14 protein-coding genes are annotated in these 19,922 nt (G+C 64.5%); 4 read left to right on the forward strand and 10 right to left on the reverse strand.

From position 1 onward, the window contains the following. Positions 1-16 precede the first annotated feature (16 nt). The 4 genes from VFG17_RS20975 to VFG17_RS20990 all read right to left on the reverse strand — a co-directional run bounded on the left by VFG17_RS20975 (position 17) and on the right by VFG17_RS20990 (position 6,081). The gene (locus tag VFG17_RS20975) at positions 17-3,181 is read right to left on the reverse strand and encodes a CusA/CzcA family heavy metal efflux RND transporter (RefSeq protein WP_325031304.1); all 3,165 of its coding nucleotides are present in this window, start codon (positions 3,179-3,181) and stop codon (positions 17-19) included. Positions 3,182-3,198: 17 nt separating this feature from the next. Further along, positions 3,199-4,455, reverse strand: coding sequence for an efflux RND transporter periplasmic adaptor subunit (locus tag VFG17_RS20980; RefSeq protein ID WP_325031305.1), 1,257 nt, complete (start codon positions 4,453-4,455; stop codon positions 3,199-3,201). Further along, positions 4,452-5,678 (reverse strand): TolC family protein, encoded by a 1,227-nt coding sequence (locus tag VFG17_RS20985; RefSeq protein WP_325031306.1) that lies wholly within the window; start codon positions 5,676-5,678, stop codon positions 4,452-4,454. Before VFG17_RS20985 ends, VFG17_RS20980 begins: the two co-directional genes overlap by 4 nt. A gap of 82 nt (positions 5,679-5,760) precedes the next feature. Beyond that, positions 5,761-6,081: a hypothetical protein gene (locus tag VFG17_RS20990; RefSeq protein ID WP_325031307.1), complete on the reverse strand. Its 321-nt coding sequence runs from the start codon at positions 6,079-6,081 to the stop codon at positions 5,761-5,763. A 305-nt stretch (positions 6,082-6,386) separates the two neighbouring features. On the opposite strand from VFG17_RS20990, the gene VFG17_RS20995 reads away from it, so the two are divergent. Further along, positions 6,387-6,617, forward strand: a complete 231-nt coding sequence (locus VFG17_RS20995; RefSeq protein WP_325031308.1) for a hypothetical protein — start codon at positions 6,387-6,389, stop codon at positions 6,615-6,617. On the opposite strand, the gene VFG17_RS21000 is transcribed toward VFG17_RS20995, so the two are convergent. Beyond that, positions 6,614-7,774 (reverse strand): hypothetical protein, encoded by a 1,161-nt coding sequence (locus VFG17_RS21000; protein ID WP_325031309.1) that lies wholly within the window; start codon positions 7,772-7,774, stop codon positions 6,614-6,616. The genes VFG17_RS20995 and VFG17_RS21000 overlap by 4 nt on opposite strands. A 245-nt stretch (positions 7,775-8,019) precedes the next feature. Here VFG17_RS21000 and VFG17_RS21005 point away from each other — a divergent pair, with 245 nt between their 5' ends. After that, complete coding sequence (locus VFG17_RS21005) at positions 8,020-10,686, forward strand: TonB-dependent receptor (RefSeq protein ID WP_325031310.1); 2,667 nt, start codon at positions 8,020-8,022, stop codon at positions 10,684-10,686. Between the two features lie 80 nt (positions 10,687-10,766). On the opposite strand, the gene VFG17_RS21010 is transcribed toward VFG17_RS21005, so the two are convergent. The 3 genes from VFG17_RS21010 to VFG17_RS21020 form a co-directional block, all read right to left on the reverse strand. Continuing rightward, positions 10,767-11,954, reverse strand: coding sequence for an SGNH/GDSL hydrolase family protein (locus VFG17_RS21010; RefSeq protein WP_325031311.1), 1,188 nt, complete (start codon positions 11,952-11,954; stop codon positions 10,767-10,769). After that, positions 11,955-12,710 carry a FadR/GntR family transcriptional regulator gene (locus tag VFG17_RS21015; protein ID WP_325031312.1) on the reverse strand — a complete coding sequence of 252 codons (756 nt, stop codon included), beginning with the start codon at positions 12,708-12,710 and terminating at the stop codon, positions 11,955-11,957. It abuts the gene before it with no gap. Between the two features lie 68 nt (positions 12,711-12,778). Next, a complete protein-coding gene (locus VFG17_RS21020) occupies positions 12,779-13,882 on the reverse strand; it encodes a family 43 glycosylhydrolase (RefSeq protein ID WP_325031313.1) in 1,104 nt (367 codons plus the stop codon). A gap of 109 nt (positions 13,883-13,991) precedes the next feature. On the opposite strand from VFG17_RS21020, the gene VFG17_RS21025 reads away from it, so the two are divergent. Continuing rightward, entirely contained in the window at positions 13,992-15,059 is a 1,068-nt protein-coding gene (locus VFG17_RS21025; RefSeq protein ID WP_325031314.1) for a family 43 glycosylhydrolase, read from the forward strand. Between the two features lie 39 nt (positions 15,060-15,098). Beyond that, on the forward strand, positions 15,099-18,005 hold the full coding sequence (locus tag VFG17_RS21030; RefSeq protein ID WP_325031315.1) for a glycosyl hydrolase 115 family protein: 2,907 nt from the start codon (positions 15,099-15,101) through the stop codon (positions 18,003-18,005). A 33-nt stretch (positions 18,006-18,038) separates the two neighbouring features. On the opposite strand, the gene VFG17_RS21035 is transcribed toward VFG17_RS21030, so the two are convergent. Both VFG17_RS21035 and VFG17_RS21040 read right to left on the reverse strand, forming a co-directional pair. Further along, entirely contained in the window at positions 18,039-18,788 is a 750-nt protein-coding gene (locus tag VFG17_RS21035; protein WP_325031316.1) for a FadR/GntR family transcriptional regulator, read from the reverse strand. 170 nt (positions 18,789-18,958) lie between these two features. Then, positions 18,959-19,918: an alpha/beta hydrolase gene (locus VFG17_RS21040; RefSeq protein ID WP_325031433.1), complete on the reverse strand. Its 960-nt coding sequence runs from the start codon at positions 19,916-19,918 to the stop codon at positions 18,959-18,961. Between the last annotated feature and the right edge of the window lie 4 nt (positions 19,919-19,922).

A 19,922-nucleotide genomic window follows, 5' to 3' on the forward strand; every position in this document is an offset into this window, starting at 1 on the left:
CGTTCGTCCTTTCGTGTCAGGCTACGGCCGGAGCCATCCCGCCTTCGCTTTGCCGCGCTGGCGGCTTGTCCGCGGCTTCCTCGCGCCGATGCACCAGCGCATAGAGCGCCGGCAGGACGAGCAGGGTGAGGATGGTCGACGAGACGATCCCTCCGATAACGACCGACGCGAGCGGGCGTTGCACCTCCGACCCAGTGCCGACGTTGAGCGCCATCGGCACGAAACCGAGCGATGCAACTAGCGCAGTCATCATAACCGGTCTGAGCCGCGTCAGGGCTCCTTCGCCGATCGCCGCCATCAGCGGCTGGCCGCGTTCGCGCAGGTCGCGGATGAAGGAAAGCATCACCACGCCGTTGAGCACGGCGACCCCCGATAGCGCGATGAAGCCGACACCGGCCGAGATCGACATCGGGATGCCCCTCAGCGCCAGCGCGGCGACCCCGCCGGTCAGCGCCAGTGGCACGCCCGAGAAGACGATCGCCGCGTCCTTAACGCTGCCGAAGAGGGTGAAGAGCAGCCCGAAGATCAGGAACAGCACCAGCGGCACCACGATCTGAAGCCGCGTCGCCGCCGACTGGAGCTGCTCGAACGTCCCGCCATATTCGACATAATAGCCGTCGGGCAGTTCGACATCGGCATCGACCTTTGCCCGCAGCTGATCGATGAAGGAGCCGAGGTCGCGGTTTCTCACGTTGGCGGTGATGACCGCGCGGCGCTTGCCATTCTCGCGGCTGATCTGGTTCGGCCCTGCCGCGAGCGATATGTCGGCCACCTCGGCGAGCGGCACCGAGCCGCCTCCCGGAAGCGCGACGGGCAGATTGCCGAGCGCGGTCAGGTCGGTGCGAAGTGCCTCGGGCAGCCGGACGACCACCGCGAAACGCCGGTCGCCGTCGAACAGTTCGCCCGCCTGCCGCCTGCCGGTCGCGGTCGCGACTGCATCCTGCACGTCGGACATGCTGACACCGTACCGTGCCAGCATCTCGCGCCGGGGCGTGACCGATAGCATGGGCAGGCCGGTGACCTGTTCCATCTTCACATCCTCGGCGCCGGGGATCGACCCCACGACGTCTTCGATCGCGCCGCCCGATTTGATGAGCTGATCGAGATCGTCGCCGAACAATTTGATCGCGACATCGGCACGCACACCGGCGATCAGTTCGTTCATCCGCATCTTCACCGGCTGGGTGAACTCGTAATTATTGCCGGGAAGCTCGTTCGCAGCCTTGCTGAACTGTTCGACCAGCTCGTTCGTCGGCTTCCTCGGATCGGGCCAGTCCTTGCGGTCCTTGAGCATGATATAGGTGTCGGCGACCGAAGGCGGCATCGGATCGTTAGCGATCTCCGCCGTTCCCAATTTCGAGAAGACGCGCTCTACTTCGGGGAAGCGTTGCAGCCGTTTCTCGATCTGCAATTGCATGTCGACCGCCTGGGTCAGGCTGGTCCCCGGAATGCGCATCGCGTGCATCGTGATGTCGCCTTCGTCGAGATCGGGGATGAACTCGCTGCCGAGCCTTGTCGCCCCGACGCCGGCGATGGCGACGAGCAGCACGGCGATCGCAACCGCCGCCTTCGGCCACGCCAGAGCGCGGTCGAGCAGCGGGCGATAGCCGCTGCCGAGCCGCCGCATCAGCCAATTCTCCTTTTCATCGACCTTGCCCGTCACGAACAGCGCGACCGCTGCGGGAACGAGCGTGAGCGAGAGAATGAGCGCGGCGGTGAGCGCGAGCACCACCGTGATCGCCATCGGATGGAAGGTCTTTCCTTCGATCCCCTCGAGCGCGAAGATCGGCAGATAGACGGCGGTGATGATGATGATGCCAAAGATGCTCGGCTTGATCACCTCGGCGCTGGCTGACGCGACGAGGCCGAAGCGCTCGTCGCGATCAAGCAGGCGGCCGAGACGATGCTGTTGTTCGCCAAGCCTGCGCAGGCAATTCTCGACGATGATCACCGCGCCGTCGACGATCAGGCCGAAATCGAGGGCGCCGAGGCTCATCAGGTTTGCCGAGGTGCGCGTCTGGAGCATGCCCGTCAGCGTCATCAACATCGCAACAGGAATGACGGCCGCCGTGATCAGCGCCGCGCGGAAATTGCCGAGCAACAGGAACAGGATCGCGACGACGAGCAACGCGCCCTCGGCAAGGTTCTTCTCGACCGTCACGATCGTCCGATCGACGAGCACGGTGCGATCGTAGAGCGGATGCGCCGATATGCCGGCGGGCAGCGATGCCGTCGCCTGCTTGAGCTTCTCGGCGGCCGCCTGCGCGACGATACGCGGATTCTCGCCCGTGCGCATGAAGATGGTGCCGAGCACGATCTCCTTGCCGCTTTCGGTCGCGGCTCCCGTGCGCAATTCGGACCCGATGACGACGTCGGCGACGTCGCCGATGCGGATCGGTACGCCCCCGCGGGTCGCGATGACGATCTGTGACAGATCCTCCTCGTTCGCGGCTTGGCCCGGAACACGGATCAGTATCTGCTCGCCGCCGCGCTCGACATAGCCGGCACCCCGACTGGCGTTGTTCTTCTCCAGGGCCTCGACGATATCGTTCAGCGACAGCCCTAACGAGGCGAGATAAGTTGGGTTCGGGGTCACATGATATTGGCGCTCATAGCCGCCGATCGTGTTGACCTCGGCCACGCCGGGGATGGTGCGCATTTGCGGCCGGACGACCCAGTCGGACAGGGTACGGAGGTCCTCCGCGGTCCATTCGGTGCCGTCATGCTTTTTCGCGCCCGGCTTGGGCTCGATCGCGAACATGAAGATTTCGCCTAGGCCGGTCGAGATCGGCCCCATCTGCGGCTCCAGTCCGGGCGGCAGCTGCGATTTCACCGATTGAATGCGTTCGGCGACCTGCTGGCGCGCGAAATAGATGTCGGTGCCGTCCTCGAACACCACCGTCACCTGGCTGAGGCCGTAACGCGAGATCGAGCGCGAGTAGGACAAGCCGGGCATGCCGGCGACGGCGGTTTCGATCGGATAGGTGACGCGCTGTTCGGATTCGAGCGGCGAATAGCCCTCGGCCTGCGTACTGATCTGGACCTGCACATTGGTGATGTCGGGAACGGCATCGATCGGCAGGCGAAGCGCACTCCACACCCCAACGGCGCACAGAAGCGCGACCGCCGCGAGCACGAACCAGCGCTGTCGAATGGAAAAGCCTATGATACGGGCCAGCATGATTCAGCTCCTCCCGATCAATGGTCGTGGCTCGCGCCCGACTTTTCGATGTCGGAGCGAATGAGGAAGCTGCCCTTGGTGACATAGGGCGTGCCGGGTTTGAGTCCCGAGAGGACTTCGGTCCATTCGCTCGAAGAGCGGCCGAGCTCGAGCATCCGGACCTCATAATCCTCACCGTAATTGGCGAAGACGACCTTGAAGTTGCGGAAGGGCTGGATTGCCTCGGTGCGCACCGCGAGCGGAACGGTAATGGCGTTGACCGTCAACCGCCCGCGCAGCGCCATGCCGGGGCGCAGCGCGCCGCTACGGTTCGGCACCGACGCCCGGACGAGCGCCGTTCCGGCTTCCTTGTTTCCCTCGGGCAGATAGTCGCCGAGCACCGCCTGTGCGACGGCCTTGCCGTCCTGCGTCTGGACGTCGACCTTCATGCCGGGGCGAACGACGCCCAGATCCTTGGGGAAGATGTTGAAGACGACCGTCGTCGCGCTGGGGTTGGTCAGCACATAGAGCGCGCGGTCGCCGGTGACGTCGCCGGGGTTGGCGTTGCGCTCGGCGACGACCCCGCTGACGCTCGCATAGACCGGATAGACCTGCAGACTCTCGCTCGACTCGATGCGTGCGAGAAGCTGGCCGCGCGTAACATAATCGCCGACCTTCTTGGTCACGCTGACGACGCGACCGGGGAACTGGCCGCGGATTTCGGAGCGCGCCGACGGGTCGAGCTCGACGGTGCCGAACAGCTCGCGCGTCTCGCCGATGCTCGCCGGACCCGCGACTGCGGTTTCGATGCCGCCCGCGCGTGCCGCCTCGCCGTTGATGCGGGTGCGGCCTTCGGGGCTCGCATATTTCCAGACATGCCGTCTGGTGCCTTCGGCGGCGACCACTTCGACGTCGAAGCTGTGCGGCTCTTCGATCACGCTCTGGCTCGCGAGAAACTTGCCCTGTGGAACGAATACGATGCGGTTCACCTCGCCGCCGAGGCGCGTGAGGGTGATCGCGAGCTTCACCGATTTCGGATCGACCGGCTTGCCGTCGCGCGTCGGATAGACGCGGAAACGCGGCTCCTCGCCATTTTCGAAGATAGCCACTTCGACGGCAAAATCTCCGTCCTTGAGAAGGCGGCCGCCATTGGGCCCCTCTGCGGCTTCTTCGTCAGCATGATCGTCGCCGTCTCCTTCCTCATGTGCTTCTTCGGCGCCGCCGAGGCATGCGACGAGGGGAATGGACATAATCAGCGCAGCCACGGCCGCACGAACGGGAAAATTCTTCTTCATTTGAGTGTCTCCGCAGAGGGTGCCGCATCGAAGCGGCCAGTCAGGCGGTCGATTTCGGATTGAGCGTCGCGATAGCGCGTCATCGCCTCGGCCCATTGGCCCTGAATGGTGATGATGACGTCGGCGGCATCCTGTACGTCGCTGAAACGAAAGCCACCACGATTATAGCCTTCACGGACCTGCGACAGCGCCTTCACCGCTTTTGGATACACGTCCTGCATGATGCCTTCTGCGCGGGCGCGCGCCGCCTCGGCATCGGCACGCAGCGATGCAAGGCGACGCAGTCGTTCGAGCCGATTGGCCTCGGACTGATATTCGATCTGCCGCCGCTCGGCCTTTGCGCGCTCGATACTGCCGAGATTGCGGTCGAAGCGTCCAAGCGGGATCGAGACGCCCGCGACCACCGCAACATCGTTGGTCTCCCGGAGGAAGCGCGCGCCACCGGAAACCGTATAGTCCTGAACGCCCCGCGTTTGCTCGACGACAACCTGCGCCTTCGCGCGTTCGACCGCGGCGTCATAGACCGCCGCATCCGCCTCCGCGAGCGCGGGTTCGTCAACCGGCGGCTTTTCAATTCCTTCCTCGATGACCAGGTCGGCCACTCTGCCGCCCCAGAAGGACGCGAGAAGCGTTCTCGATGACTCGCGTTTCGTCTTGGCTTCCTTGACCGCGAGTTCGGCCTCGATAATCCGAGCATCGGCGCGTGTCTCGACGAAGAGCGGGTCTTTGTAACCGCGAACCCGGCGCACCGCCTCCTTCTGCATCTCGCGTTCGAGTTTCAGCCGATCCTCGGCGATCCACACCAGCTGCTCGGCGATCTGGACGTCGATGAAGGCGCGCTGCACCCGCTCGGCCAAGTCGAGACGGGTGACCCGCGCTTGCGCCTCGGCAAGTTCGATCCCGCGCCCGGCATGGGCGATCCGGGCATCTCGCTTGCCGCCGCGTTCGATAGGCTGCGAATAGGTGACGGTCACCTCGGACTGGCCGAAGGGGCCGTAGAAGCCTGTGCCGGCGAAATTCTCTGCCTCCACCGACAGGGTGGGATTGGGACGCACGCGCGCCTGCGTCTGTTCGGCGCGAGCAGCGTCGATGCCGGCGTCGCTTGCCTGCAGGTCGGGCGAGGACGCTGTTGCACGATCGACGGCCTGTTTGAGCGTCAATGGTTCAGCCCCGGCGGGCTGTGCCATCGACAGCGCGGCCCCGGCCAACAGGGCGGCGCGCATTCGGAATGTCATGGAAAAAGTCTCCTGAACCAGTCACGTAGCGAGCGGACGCAAAAGCGCCCACGCGGCAAGCGTCGGTGGTTCAGGCGAGTGGCGGGTCGAGAAGCGGCGGTGGAGTGCGCGAGGTCAGCCGCGATGCGAGTGCCGCGAAAAGGGGATCGCGCACCGCGACGGCTCCTTGGGCACCCCCTGTCTGCCGCAAGTCGGGGGCGACGGGGCAATGATGGTGGCCGCCATGGGCAACTTTCGATCCCTGCTCGCCGCTGTCCTCATGACTGTGATCACCAACCAGATGAACCGCATTCTCATCGCCTGCAGCATGGGCTGATGCGGGCTCAGCAATATGCATGCTGCAAATCAGCACGCTCACGACCATCAGGAATCGCAGTATCGCCCCGCTCATGATCTTTCCTCTATCAGCGCGCTGCCGGTTTGTCGCGCTGCGAAATCAGCGCTTTCAGATCGGGCGCGATCGGCATCTGCCAATGCGCGACGACGTGCGGAGCAGGTAAAGGCTGGGCGGCGACATGGATGCGCTCGAGCGCGGTCTAGGCCGCTTGCACCTCGCCGCCCCGCTCGCACGGCGCGGTAACGCCGTAATTCAGCACTGGTCAGCTCATCGGCATAGTTTGGATCGATGGCGGCCATGAACCCCCTGAACTTCTGATTCGTCCCTTTATGCACCCTGTAGCAACTACAGGGTCAAGCATGACTTTCGTCGAGTTCGACAGCTTGCGGATGTACCGAGCGAAATTGCGGCCAAGCCTCGCGCAGAACTTTGATCGCCAAACGGAAGAACAGCGCCGCAATGATGCTGCCGACGATGATATCGGGCTAGCCCGGCTGGAGACCCAGGCGCCCGCGGCTGCTATCAGAACGCCGGCGTTGGCGATCACGTCGTTGTGTGAGCATTCGAAGTATCAAGGATCGTCGCGCTAGGGCGACGCTTTCCCCGGCCATGAAGGCGGCGGTGCTGGCTCCGGTTCCTGAAGAGCGCGGAAATCGTCGATCCAGGCATAGTTGAACGCGGCGCTCCCGTCGGGATTGGGACGTACCGTGCGCGCGGCGACGACGCTGTTGAGCAGCCACGGCGTGGTCTTCGGGCCGAAATTGCGTCCCATCGAACTGCCTTGCTTGAATCCATAGGTCGCCACGGCCAGGCGGCCCGTATCGCGGAAGATTTTCATCTGGTGGCGTAGATAGTGCTTGCGGCTTTCGAACCATGGGCTGCTTGCGAGAAACGCATCCCATTGCGCCTTGGGGAAGGGCGATTCGAGCGCGGTGCGAATGACCTGCCAATTTCGTGTGTCGGCGGAAAGGTCGTAGGCGGCGGCGTAGGAAGCCGGAACGGCCGCCTTCATATGCTGTTCCCACCAACGCACGATCGAGAATTCGAGCGCCAGAAACTTCTGGTCGGGCCGCATTCGGGGGATGATGTAATCGACGAATTTCCGCGTCCCTTCCATCTCGGGCAGGTGCGCGTGGATATCGACCCCGGCAATTTCGGGGGTGCTTCGTACGAACTCCATCCACCGCTCAGCCGACGGGGTGCGATTCTCGGCAAGATCGAGGCGATTGAGCGCACCCATGTAAAGCGCGGTCTGGCAGTTCGCGCCGCATCGGGTTTTGCGGAACGCGATCGCGCGCTTCGCCATCGCCTCATAATAGGCATTGAGGTCGAGATCGCGATCGGCGCGCCGGCTCTCGATATAGGGTTCGTTCCCGATGACGAGGATATCGATCTTGCCCATCACTTGCGGCAGGACGGCGTCGAGCCAAGCCGTCTCGCGCGCCATTTCCGCGCTTCCGGGTGCGGGAAAGTCGCGCCGGTTGCGCGGAAACTTCAGCGACAGGATCGTCTTATAGCCGCGGCGGCTCGTCTCGAGGATCGTCTTGACCGCGCCATGGTCCGCCGCGGCGGTTGATTCGAGCTCGGGCATGGTCAGGAACAGCCGAACCCAGTGGGCGTCCGCCTTGTCCAGATCGCGATAGTCGATATCCTCATAATGCTCGTTGAAATTCGCGCCGAGCGCCTGCTGGGCCGATGCAGGCGCCGCCATGCCGAGCGCCATGCAAATGGCCAGACAGTTCCGCATTCCTCTCTCCTTCATCGTCGCTATCCCTCTAAAAGTAGATCGTTAAGGCGCGCTTTCCAGCTAATTGGCCTGACAAATTCAGGCCTCAGTTGGCGAATTTTGGTGCTGATGGCTCGCCTGACCCTCTGGGAGGTTAACAGGCGGCCCGTCAAAATTCGGTCGGGCCAGTTTGAATGTATTGTCATACCAATCATTGTCTGATAATTCAGATATGTCATCTAGAAAATTATGTTTGGGAGGGAAAAATGGCTTCGGGCAATATCAATCTCTTGATCGGGGCTTCGGCGTTCGCGCTCATGGCCGTGCCGGGAGTGGCGGGTGCGCAAGAGACGCAGGAGGCTGAGGGCGCGGCGGAAGCGATCGTCGTGACGGGTTTTCGTCAGAGTCTCGAGAGCGCCCAGGCGGTTAAGCAGGAATCGGATCAGATCGTCGACTCGGTCTTGGCCGAGGATATCGGCAAGCTTCCCGATCAGACCGTCGCCGAGACGGCGGCGCGGATCACGGGTGTATCGGTCGAACGCTCCAACGGCGAGGCATCGGCGGTTCGCGTGCGCGGGCTACCCGATCTCACCACCACATATAACGGCCGGGAGGTGTTCACCGCGCAGGGCCGTTACGTTCAGCTACAGGATTTTCCGTCGGGCACGATCGGCCGGATCGACGTCTACAAGACGAGCGCGGCCAATCTTCCCGAAGCCGGGATCGCGGGCGAGATCGACCTCAAGGCGCAAAAGCCGTTCAACTTCAGAGGGATGCGTATCGCCGGTGGTGTCGCCGGCGTTCACTGGCGACAGTCGCAACAGCTGGGGTTCGACGCCAATCTGTTGCTGAGCAACCGCTGGGAAACCGGCATCGGCGAAATCGGTCTCCTCGTAGGCGGTTCCTATGCCCAGAACAAAGCCGGAGATTCGCTGCGCCAGACATCGCTCGCGATCCAGGAGCGCGGCGCGACGAGCACCTTCGCGCGCGGGCGCTACCCGGCCGATATTAATTTCGACACGGTGGCTTCCGATCGTGTCCGTTCTTCGGTCAGCACCGTCCTGCAATGGCGGCCGAACCCGGATCTCGAATTCTACGGCGACTTCCTGTATCAGGGTTTCCACAGCGAAGGCGGCGCGCGGGCGGTGCGCGTTCAGGCGGGGTCGGGCGCGACGATCTCCGACGTTACCTATTGCCCCGGCAGCACGTTGCTGATTTGTCAGATGACGGCAACGGGCGGCAATCCGGTCACCAGCTATGCGTCGGCGCAGGGATCGGACACCGATACCTATCACGGCGGCGGCGGCTTCATCTGGAAGACGGGCGGCGCACGGATTACCGGCGACGTCGGATATACCGATTCGACCTTCACGACCGCGAACTTCCAGCTCAATTCGCGCCTGAACGCGGTTCCGACCCGAACGTTCAACTTTGCGGAGCCCGGCGGCGGCGGGTCGGCGCAGATCCTTGGCGTCAATCTGGCCGATCCGGCGAACTGGCGCATTCTGAATTATAATGAAGGCGGGTCGCAGGCCGCTGGCCGGGGTTGGCAGGGCCGACTCGATGCCGATATTCCGATCGAGGTGTCGATCTTCGACAGGCTTCAAGTGGGCGTGCGTTATACCGACCGCGATGCCCGCTCCGAATCCTATAATGTGCCGCAAAGCAGGGGGACGTTTCCCACCGCCGACGGGGGACTCGCCGATTTGCAGTTCACGGCGCTGCCGATCGACTTCTACAATGTGTCGCCCGCGTTCAAGGGCGACCCCACCGATCACCCGCGCACCTGGATCGCGCCGGTACGGGACAGCATCTACGACTATCGTGATTTCTTTCGCACGCTGGCGGGCGAGCCGGCCGGCACGCCGGAGCGGGTGCCGCAATATTGGGCGAACGAGCGGACCTATGCCGCTTATGCGCAGACGCATTACGAATTCGAAATCGGCACGGTGCGAGTTGACGGCCAGATCGGCGTTCGGGCGGTCCGCACGGAAAACGACATCAGGACCGCCGAAAACCCGACCACGGGCAAGAGCAGCTACGAAGATTATCTGCCCAATGTCAGCGCGCGCGTCCGTTTGACGCCCAATCTGCAGGCGCGCTTCGCTTTCACGAAGACATCGTCGCGCCCCGGCTTCAGTCAGTTCAATCCCGTCGTAACGGTCGCCGGCGGCTGTGCGGCGGCACCCACTTGCGCCAGCAGCGGGAACCCCGACCTGCAGCCGATCAAATCGACCAACTATGATGCGTCGCTGGAATATTATTTCTCGCGGTCGGGATCGGCGACGGTGCAAATCTTCCGCCGCGATGTGAAGGGGTTCATCAACAACACGACGACGATCATCACCGACCCCGACATCGCGCCCGGAGAAATCGCGCTCACGCGGCCGGAGAACGGGCAGAAGGGCTATATACAGGGCGTCGAGGTCGGTTTCCGGAGCTTCCTGAAGATCGCTTCGCTGCCGGAATGGATGCAGAATTTCGGCGTTCTGGCCAACTACACCTATCTCGATCACAAGACCGAGCTCGCGCAAAGCTCGGCCGCGACCCTGCCGGGTCTTCAGCCGATCGCCAACACTTCGTCGCATCTGGCCAATGCCCAGATCTTCTACGAAACGAAGAAGCTCTCGCTCCGGGCGTCGTACAACTACCGCTCGAAATTCTATGAATATGGCATCACCAACGACCCGGAAGTGGCGCGGCTCGGCGGCACACAGCTGACCTTGCCGACCACCGAAAAAGGGCGCGGGATCCTCGATCTTTCGGCCTCGATCAACCCGACCGACTTCATGAGCATCAATTTCAGCGCATCGAACGTGCTGGGCACGCCGGTACGGACGTCGCGCGTCTTCAACGCCCGCGGCGAGAGCTACGACTTCCAGGTCGGCTATCGCGAGACGGTCTATCGTCTGGGTGTACGCTTCCGCATCTGATCCGGCCGACGCCAAACGAAACCATGAATGGCGCCGCACGAAACCTCGTGCGGCGCCATTATTTTCGATCGGAGAAGAGCTTAGTCGAAAAGGTTCAGCGGGATGGCTTCGCCCATCGCGAATTCGCCCTCACCATTGGGGTGGAGAAAATCGCCGCGATGGAGCGCCGGAGCCAGCCGCCGCGGATTGGCGGGGTCGGCGACCACCCTCTCCATGTCGACCACCGCATCGAATGTCCCCGACGACCGGATCCACGCGTTGATCCGCGTCCGCATCGCCTCGCCAGCTTCGCTGTGATAGCCCGCACCTTCAAACGGCAGGATCGTCATGGCGATGACCTTGATCCCGCGCTGATGCGCGCGCGACACGAGATCGCGATATCCCGCCATCAGTTCGGCGTCGGTGATAGTCGGCGCGGCGGTCCCGTCGGGCCGCGCGCGCCCCGATCCGCCGATGTCGTTGATCCCTTCGAGCAGCACGACATGGGTGACGCCCGGCAGGGCCAGAACGTCGCGGTCGAACCGCTCGACCGCGCTCGGGCCGGTCCCCCGGCTGATCACCCGGTTGCCCGAGATCGCCTGCGTCACCACGACATGCGGCTTGCCGGCCTTGGCCAGTCGGCGGCCGAGGACGTCGCTCCAGCGGCAGATCGGGGTCGCGTCGATCGCGCAGCCCGGATTGTCGGTGATCGAATCGCCAAAGGCGACGACCACCGGACGCGCCGCATCGCCCAGCACGTCCACGCTGGCGAGCAGCGGCCGGTTGTCCGTCCGGCGCGCCGCGACGAAGGGCGCGCGGCTATGGTCGCCCTGCGCGGAGATCTGCGTCTTCGCACCGCCCGCGGCATGGACCGTGTTGAACCGCACGGATCCCGGCAGATAAAGTGACACGTCGACGACGTCGAAAGACTTGACGGTCAGCCGGACGGGGTCGCTGACGATGCTCGCATTCGCCGAGACCTCGGTCGCGGATTTCCCTCCGAAGGTGACCGGAACGGTCTGGCCGTCGCGCAGCCGGACACTCGCCGCTCCGATCCGGAAGGCGGCGCCATATTCGTTCGAAAGGCGGATCCGAATGGCCTTGCCGTCTGCCCCGACGCGTACTGCGAAGCTGATCGTTGCATTGTCGACTGCGACCTCCTGCCGCGGATTGGCCGATTGCCACATGCTCGCGGTCCAGGCCGGAGTCCATGCCCCATCCGGCGCGCCCGCCCCGACGAGGAGCAGCGCCATCGCCGGCGCGGTCAGAGCTTTCAAAAACCGTGTCATTCAATCTCCCTTCGCTTGCGATGCCGGCGGTCCGTATCGCTCATGTCCGTGGCTTATGGCGCGGTCAATGCAGTCGAGGACCCGACCGATCAGCCGTCGCATCGCCCCGCGCGCGCCATCGGAATCGGCGGCGCGGATCGCGTCATACACCGCATGATAGTCGGCAATTTTCATCGCTTTGCCATGGAAACCGGCGCCGAACCGGATGGAGGTTTGCAGCGCGGAGCCGACAACGTCACGAAACTGCGCATAAAAGGGGTTTTGCGTCGCGTAGAGGATGGAAACATGGAAGGCGATGCCCGCCGCGACGGGATCGTCCCATCCAGCTTTCGCAGCCTCGATCCTCGCCAGCCCCTCCGCAATCGCCGCCAAATCCCCGGCGGACGCGCAGCGGGCTGCCAGCGCCGCACCCTCGGGCTCGATCGCGGCGCGCAACTGGTTGAACTGGCGCAAAAGGTCGATTTCGAGCTTGCGTTCGACCAGCCAGCGCAGCACGTCGGGATCGAAGAGATGCCAGCAGGACGTTGGAAGAACTTGGGTTCCCTGGCGCGGCCGCGACGTGAGCAGGCCTTTGGCGCACAGCATTTTGACGGCCTCACGCGTCACCGTCAGGCTGATCCCGTATCGCCGGACGAGTTCCGCTTCGATCGGGAAAGGGGCATCGTCGAACTGGCCGGTGACGATGGCCTTGCCCAGGAATTCCAGCAGGCCGTAGGTCAGATTGCGGCCTAGTTCCGGCCTTTCCTGCACATCCATCGCCGATTGCCCCGGGAGTCGCCATCCTTTGGATTCAGGCTGCGCAGGCGGGGGCATCGGCGCCAACCTCATGGTACGACACCCGCCTTGTCGGGAAAGGCCGCGACGATTGCGTCATATTGCCCGCGGTCGAGCTCGATCATCGAGCCGTGCCGGGTGCCGGCGGGCATCTCGAAGCGGTTCCAGCGCGGCACGCCGCTATTGCCCTGGACCTGAACCCAGGGACCTTCCAGCCGGGGCGCTTTGGACAGGCCGTAGCTTACTCCGGCATATTGCTCGTAATAGAGCAGCCAATCGCGATTGTTCGGTGCGCGGACGATCGTCGGAGCCTCGCGAAAATTCGGGCTGATCGGCGCGCCCGGCATCGGATAGGGGCCGAGAAGCGTGGCGGCGCAGCTTATCCGCACGGTCTTTCCCGTCGGCCAGTTGTACGACGGATAACGCTCGTCCTTGACCAGCGCGCAATAGCCCCGTCCGTCGTCGCCCGGCACGATGACCGTGTCGATCGTCGCGATATCCCAATCGAACAGCAGCTTGGGCGGACCGTCGAACGTCTTGAGATCGCTCGACAGGACATAGAGGGTGCGCTGGCTGGCCCAATAGCGTTCCGGATCGGCGGGGGTGTGGGGGACATTGGGCGTATGCCAGGTCAGCAGATATTTCGCCGAGGCCTTGTCATAGAATAGTTTTGGCGCGCCGAGCCGCTGGAGCGGATTGGAGAGGCCCCGCACCTGCGAAAGGTCGGGCTTATAGGTGCCGTGCGGGCGCCAGTGGATCAGGTCGGACGAAACCCAGAAGCGGACGAACGGATCGCTGTCGCTCTTGTTGCCGACCAGGATGTAGCGCCCGTCGGACATACGGGTGATCGAGGCATGGCCATGATATTCCTCCGAGACCGGGCTGCCGCCGTTGAGGCGGCGCCAGTTCAGCCCGTCGAGACTGACCGAATAATAGAGGACGCCATAATGTTCCTTGGTCATGTGCGCGAAGAGATAGGCCTTGGCCGGATCGACATAGGGTGTCTCGGGCGCGCCGGGCGGCACTTCGGGAGGCAAAGCCCCCGGGGCCTGCGCCAGAGCGGGCAAAGGGGCGGTTGAAAGCGCAAGCCAGATCAAGAGTGCGCGCAGGCGGAGAGAGCCTCGCAAGATCGGTACTGGCGTGTGGAAATTCATGTGTGTCTCCCCGGTTTCGATGCGCAGCGAAAAGGGTATTGCATCGGCTCACTTAAGATTGGTAAGATAAATTCTATTATAGATACCTGACAGAAACAAGGAGGATTGCATGGCCACTCGACGGACCAAGGGGCTAGCGATGGGTTCGGTACTGGCCATGGCGGTCGCGGCGGCGGCGTGCCCCCCGATGGCGCGCGCCGAACGCGCGGCTCCCGCGGCTGCGCCCGAAGTGAAGCTGTTCACGCGCTATTCGGACACCAGCCGAATCGGGCAGCCCTATGCCAAGGATCCGTCGGTCATCCGGTTCGAGGGCCGCTATCTTATGTATTATTCGATCCCGCCCGCGAAGGATAACCGCCAGGGTGGCGACGGTTTCCCGACCGGATGGGCGATCGGGATCGCCGAAAGCTCCGATCTCAAGAGCTGGCGCAAGGTTGGCGAGGTGCTGCCGGTCCAGCAGGTGGAAAAGAACGGCATCGCCGCGCCCGGCGCGATCGTGATCCGGGGCAAGGTCCATCTGTTCTACCAGACCTATGGCAACGGCCGCCGCGACGCGATCAACCACGCCTGGTCGACCGACGGGGTCAACTTCGAACGCGATCCGGGCAATCCCGTGTTCCGTCCCGACCCGGCCGAGGCGCCATGGAGCGCGGGCCGCGCGATCGACGCGGAGCCGTTCGTCCATGGCGACAAGCTGCTGCTCTATTACGCGACGCGCGATCCGGAGATGAAAGTGCAAAAGATCGGCGTCGCCTCGGCGCCGCTCGATTCCGCCTATGGCAAGAGCGATTGGACCAATTTGAGCAAGGACGGCCCCGCATTGGAGCCCGAACTCGCCTGGGAGCGCAATTGCGTGGAAGGGGCGAGCATCATCCGCCGCAATGGCAAGCTCTACATGTTCTATGCCGGCGGTTACAACAACGAGCCGCAGCAGATCGGCGTCGCGGTGAGTAGCGACGGGGTGAATTGGAGGCGCGTTTCCGACAAGCCGCTGCTCACCGACGGTCCGCCGGGAAGCTGGAACGATTCGGAATCGGGACACCCCGCCGTGTTCCGGGACGGCGCGCGCACCCTGCTGTTCTTCCAGGGCAATCCCGATCGCGGCAAGACCTGGACGCTCGCGGCCACCGAACTCGGCTGGGGCAGGAACGGCCCATATCTCAAATCCGTCAAATAACATCGCCGTCCGGCGCATAAGAAGACCCAGGAGAGAAGTTTGGCACTCGTTCGCATAATGGCTGCACTCAGCGTTGCAGCCGCCATTCCCGGCCTGACTCCGGTCCAGGCGCTGGCACAGCAGCGCACCGTCGCCGCCTCTGCGGCCTTTCCGCTTGTCGAAGCCGGCGTCGCGCCGACGATCTTCGTTAGCGCGGGCGATGCGCCGGTCGTCGAAATCGCCGCGCGCGCCTTTGCAGGCGATGTCGAGCGCGTCTCCGGCGTGCGTCCCGACGTGTCGCAGGCGGCGCCCGAAGGGCGGCTCGCGATCCTCGCCGGGACAATCGGCGGGTCGCCGCTGATCGACCGGCTGATTGCCGAAGGGCGGCTGACCGTGGATGCTGTCAAAGGGCAGAGCGAGGCTTATACGATCGCGGTCGTCGACAAGCCGTCGCCGGGCGTTGCGCGCGCGCTGGTCGTCGCCGGCGCCGACCGGCGCGGCACCGCCTATGGCATCTTCCGCCTGTCGGAACAGATCGGCGTATCGCCATGGATATGGTGGGCGGAGGTCGCGCCCGACCGCCGCGCGACGCTGATGCTCGATGCCGGAACGATCGTCCAGGGGTCGCCCTCGGTCCGCTATCGCGGAATCTTCCTGAACGACGAGGATTGGTCGCTGCGGCCCTGGGCAACCGCGAACGACCCGAGCGGCGATATCGGTCCCGCGACGCACGCGCGTATCTTCGAGCTGTTGCTGCGCCTGCGTGCCAACTTCCTCTGGCCCGCGATGCACAAGGTCACCTCGGCGTTCAATCAGGTGCAGGGCAATGCCGAAATGGCGGACCGCTATGCGATCGTGATGGGCGCGAGCCATGCCGAGCCGATGCTGCGGAACAATGTCGCCGAGTGGAATTTCGAACAGCGCGGCGAGTTCAACTATGCGAAGAACCGGCTCAATATCGTGCAATATTGGCGCGATCGGGTGCGCGCCAATCATCAGTATGAGAATGTCTACACCGTAGGCATGCGAGGCATCCATGACAGCCCGGCGGAAATGAACCGCGGCAGCGACGGCGTGCGGCTGCTCGAGCAGGTGGTCACCGATCAGCGCGAGCTGCTCAAGGAAGTCGGCAAGGATCCGGCCGCCGTTCCGCAGGTCTTCGTGCCCTACAAGGAGGTGCTCGATATCTATCGCAAGGGCATGACGGTGCCTGACGATGTGACGCTGGGCTGGGTCGACGACAATTATGGTTATATCCGCCAACTCTCGACCAAAGCCGAGCAGAAGCGGTCGGGCGGTGCGGGTGTCTATTATCACATCTCCTATTGGGGCGTGCCGAACGACTATCTGTGGCTCGACAGCACGCCGCCCGCGCTGATCGGCGAGGAAATGGGCAAGGCGTTCGCGACCAACGCGCGTCGGCTGTGGGTGCTCAATGTCGGGGACCTCAAGCCGGGTGAAAAAGGTCTGAACTACTTCATGGACCTCGCCTATGATTTCGAAGGCACGTCGAAACTGGGGCAGCGCGGGTGGCTGAGAGGGTGGGCCGAGACGACGTTCGGCCCCGAACAGGCCGACGCCATCGCGGCCTTGCTGGGAGACTATTACCGGCTCAATTTCGCGCGCAAGCCCGAGCATATGGGCTGGAACACCGCCGAAACCGCACCGCGCCCGACCGAGTTCTCGCCCGTCGCCTATGGCGACGAAGCGGGCATCCGTGCGGCCGAGTTCCGGGCGCTCGACCAGCGCGCCGAGGCGATCAGCGCGAAACTGCCCGCCGAAAAGCGGGAGGGCTTCTATCATCTGATACTTTACCCGGTGCGCGGGAGCGCGCTGATGAACGCCAAGATGCTGAGCGCCGACCGCAGTTTCCTCTATGCGCATCAGGGCCGCGCGAGCGCCAATCTCTATGCCGATGCCGCCGCCGAGGCCTATCGCGGGATCAAGAAGGCGACCGCCGTCTATAACGCGACGGGCGACGGAAAATGGGCGCAGTTCATGCATGATGAGCCCCGCTACCAGTCGGTGTTCAACATGCCGCCGGTCGGCCGGGTTACACCGCTGACCCAGCCCGGACTCGGCGTTGCCGTCGAAGGCGCGATTGACGCATGGACGCAGCAGCCGGCGCGAACATTCGAAGCTGCCGACACCGCGCTGCGGGTCGAACGCTGGCGCAACCAGAGTGTGTCGAACGAGCGGCTGCCGCTGTTCGAGCGCGCGACCGACCGCCGCTATTTCATCGACGCGTTCAATACCGGTAGCGGTGCGCTCGACATCCGTGCTGCGGGATCCGCGCCGTGGATCGAGATCGAGCGCGAGGCGAAGCCGGGCGGCGATCAGCGGCTGTGGGTCTCGATCGACTGGAGCAAGCTGAAGGCGGGTGCGAGTGCCGCCGGCACGGTCACGGTCTCCGCTGCAGGCGCGAGCCGCAGCATCGCGGTCGAGGCGCGCAATGTCGCTGCGCCAAAAGGGATGCTGGTCGAAGACAATCGCATCATCGCCTTCAACGCCGGCCGCTATGCCGTCGCCCAGCCGGGCTGGCAGCGCATGCCCGATCTGGGCCGTTCGGGCCATGCGATCGCGACCAGCCTCGAATTGCCGAGCGCGGCTGATCCGGCAAGGACACCCTATGTCGAATACCGCTTCCGCACGACCAGCCGCGGCGCTGCGAAACTGCGTGCAACGCTGCTCCCCAGCTTCGCGCTCAGCGCGGAAAACAAGCTGCGTTACGGCGTCTCGATCGATGGCGGCCCGATCACGGTCGTCGATGCCGACAAGCGCGACTGGGGCGATGGGGTCGAACGCAATGCGATGACCTCGGTCACCGACTGGACGATTGCCAGCGCGGGCGAGCACCGCCTCCGCGTCTATGCCCTCGATCCCGGGGTGGTGTTGGACTCGTTCGTGATCGATTTCGGCGGACTCGCCCGGTCCTATCAGGCGCCCCCGGAAACGATCGCGAACTGAGGGATCGGCGTCCCGCGCCGGCTCGGCGCGGGACTAAACCGCCTTGCGCGCGGAGACGCGGCGAAGCTGCTCGGCAAAATCCGCCTCGGCCTTTTCCATCAGCTCGAGCTTGGTGGCGTCGAGCAGGTCGTCGGTTACCCGGCGCAAATGCGCCCGCATCGCATCGCGCGCGCGCTGCGGGTCATGCTGCGCGAGCGCGTCGACGATCAGTTCATGCTCGTTGGCTCGCGGGGTGACGCCTTTGCGCCGGGCCCGGGCGAACATATGGACGCAGAGCGGCGATTGTTCTCGCACCGCCCACAGCATCTCGATCACCGATATGATCAGGCTGTTGCCGGTGGCCGCCGCGATCGCGATGTGAAAGCGCTTGTCGGCGTCGAACGCCGCATCGGTGTCGCGCTCCTGCTTCATCTCCCCGAGGAGCGCGCGAAGCTCGGCAAGCTGCGGCTCGTCGATCGCGGCCGCGGCGAGCGCCGCCGCCTCGCTCTCGAACAAGATGCGCGCTTCGATCAGTTCGAAGGCGCCGACATCCAGTTCCGGAGCGATCAGCGCCGTCTCGGGTGGGGTGGTGCTGACATAGATGCCAGACCCTTTTTTCGCACCAACCAGACCACGGATTTCGAGTGCGATCATCGCTTCGCGGATCGTCGGCCGGCTCACCTCGAACTGTTCGGCGAGGTCGCGTTCGGCGGGCAGCCGGGCCCCGGGTTCATAGGCGCCGCTGGCGATTTCGGCAGCGATTGAATCGGCGATGCGCTGATAAAGCTTTTGATTGGGTGCCATGTTGTGATGCCTGATGAATGTCGCATCTGATTGACGGATAGATGGCTTGGCGTCAATCACCCTCGAAAATTGGCCGGACCAATGATTGCGTTTGCTCCGATGAATGGTAAGGCCGGAAGATTGCCGCAACTCCGGTCGCGCGGTCGCCGCGCCGACTCATGAAGCGCGCGTTACAGCCCGTGGCGGCCGGCGAAGCGCTCGAACAGCGCCGGCCAGGGATGCTCCTCTCCCTTCTCGCGGAGCGGCAGGCCGTGGCCGCCGGTCTCGAAGATATGCAGCTCGGACGGGATTCGCGCGGCCTGGAGCGCGGCGAACATCGTCAGGCTGTTGGCGGGGCTCACGACCTTGTCGTTCGCGGCGTGGGCGACGAAGGTCGGCGGCATGTCGGGGGGCAGATGGCGTTCGGCGGAAAAGCGCGCGACGCGTTCGGGGCGGGCATCCGTCCCCAGCAACTCGCGCTTCGAATGCGCGTGCGCGGCGGGCTCCGCCATGGTGATGACCGGGAAGAACAGCCCCGCCACCGCCGGACGCGCCGAGTGCGCATCGGCGGCGTCGACCGGATCATAGGTGCGCAGCGCCGACCGGCTGGCCAGCCGTGCGGTGAGGTGGCCGCCGGCTGAGAAGCCGATCGCCGCGATCCGGGCGGGGTCGATGCCCCAGGTCCCGGCGCTGGCGCGGATCAATCGCATCGCGCGCTGCGCATCCTGCAGCGGTGCATCGGGACCCGCAGCCCAGCCGTCATGGGGCAAGCGATAGAGAAGCTCGAACACCATATATCCGCGCGCGGCGAAAGCGCGGGCGATCCCCGATCCCTCGCGCCCCACCGCGACGCGGGCATAGCCGCCTCCGGGCACATAGAGGATCGCCCCGCCGTTGGGCGTGGCGGCGCGCACGACGTTCAGCATCGGCGTCGCGACATGCGGCCAGGCGATATCGTCGGCGGGGCCGCCGGGCGATCGCTTGACCACCTCGTCGCGTACGCGCAGCCCCGCGCCGCCGGGCGGCGGGCCCGGCCAGATCGGAAGCCGCTCGACCGGCGGCGCCGCAGCAGCGGCCGCCATGGCGGACACGGGCAGGGCGGCCGCCGCGACGGCCGACCCCTTGAGCAGGCTCCTGCGCGTGATCGCCATATCG

Origin of the sequence: Sphingopyxis sp. (genome assembly GCF_035686825.1) — a bacterium.
In the GTDB taxonomy this organism is placed as follows: domain Bacteria; phylum Pseudomonadota; class Alphaproteobacteria; order Sphingomonadales; family Sphingomonadaceae; genus Sphingopyxis.

Bases quoted from the DNA above. Each gene is read 5' to 3' on its own strand.
- VFG17_RS21040 (WP_325031433.1), bottom strand. From the start codon at position 19,918: ATGGCGATCACGCGCAGGAGCCTGCTCAAGGGGTCGGCCGTCGCGGCG.
- VFG17_RS21035 (WP_325031316.1), bottom strand. From the start codon at position 18,788: ATGGCACCCAATCAAAAGCTTTATCAGCGCATCGCCGATTCAATCGCT.
- VFG17_RS21010 (WP_325031311.1), bottom strand. From the start codon at position 11,954: ATGACACGGTTTTTGAAAGCTCTGACCGCGCCGGCGATGGCGCTGCTC.
- VFG17_RS20995 (WP_325031308.1), top strand. From the start codon at position 6,387: ATGACTTTCGTCGAGTTCGACAGCTTGCGGATGTACCGAGCGAAATTG.
- VFG17_RS20990 (WP_325031307.1), bottom strand. From the start codon at position 6,081: ATGAGCGGGGCGATACTGCGATTCCTGATGGTCGTGAGCGTGCTGATT.
- VFG17_RS20975 (WP_325031304.1), bottom strand. From the start codon at position 3,181: ATGCTGGCCCGTATCATAGGCTTTTCCATTCGACAGCGCTGGTTCGTG.
- VFG17_RS21025 (WP_325031314.1), top strand. From the start codon at position 13,992: ATGGCCACTCGACGGACCAAGGGGCTAGCGATGGGTTCGGTACTGGCC.
- VFG17_RS20985 (WP_325031306.1), bottom strand. From the start codon at position 5,678: ATGCGCGCCGCCCTGTTGGCCGGGGCCGCGCTGTCGATGGCACAGCCC.
- VFG17_RS20980 (WP_325031305.1), bottom strand. From the start codon at position 4,455: ATGAAGAAGAATTTTCCCGTTCGTGCGGCCGTGGCTGCGCTGATTATG.
- VFG17_RS21020 (WP_325031313.1), bottom strand. From the start codon at position 13,882: ATGAATTTCCACACGCCAGTACCGATCTTGCGAGGCTCTCTCCGCCTG.
- VFG17_RS21000 (WP_325031309.1), bottom strand. From the start codon at position 7,774: ATGCGGAACTGTCTGGCCATTTGCATGGCGCTCGGCATGGCGGCGCCT.
- VFG17_RS21005 (WP_325031310.1), top strand. From the start codon at position 8,020: ATGGCTTCGGGCAATATCAATCTCTTGATCGGGGCTTCGGCGTTCGCG.
- VFG17_RS21015 (WP_325031312.1), bottom strand. From the start codon at position 12,710: ATGGATGTGCAGGAAAGGCCGGAACTAGGCCGCAATCTGACCTACGGC.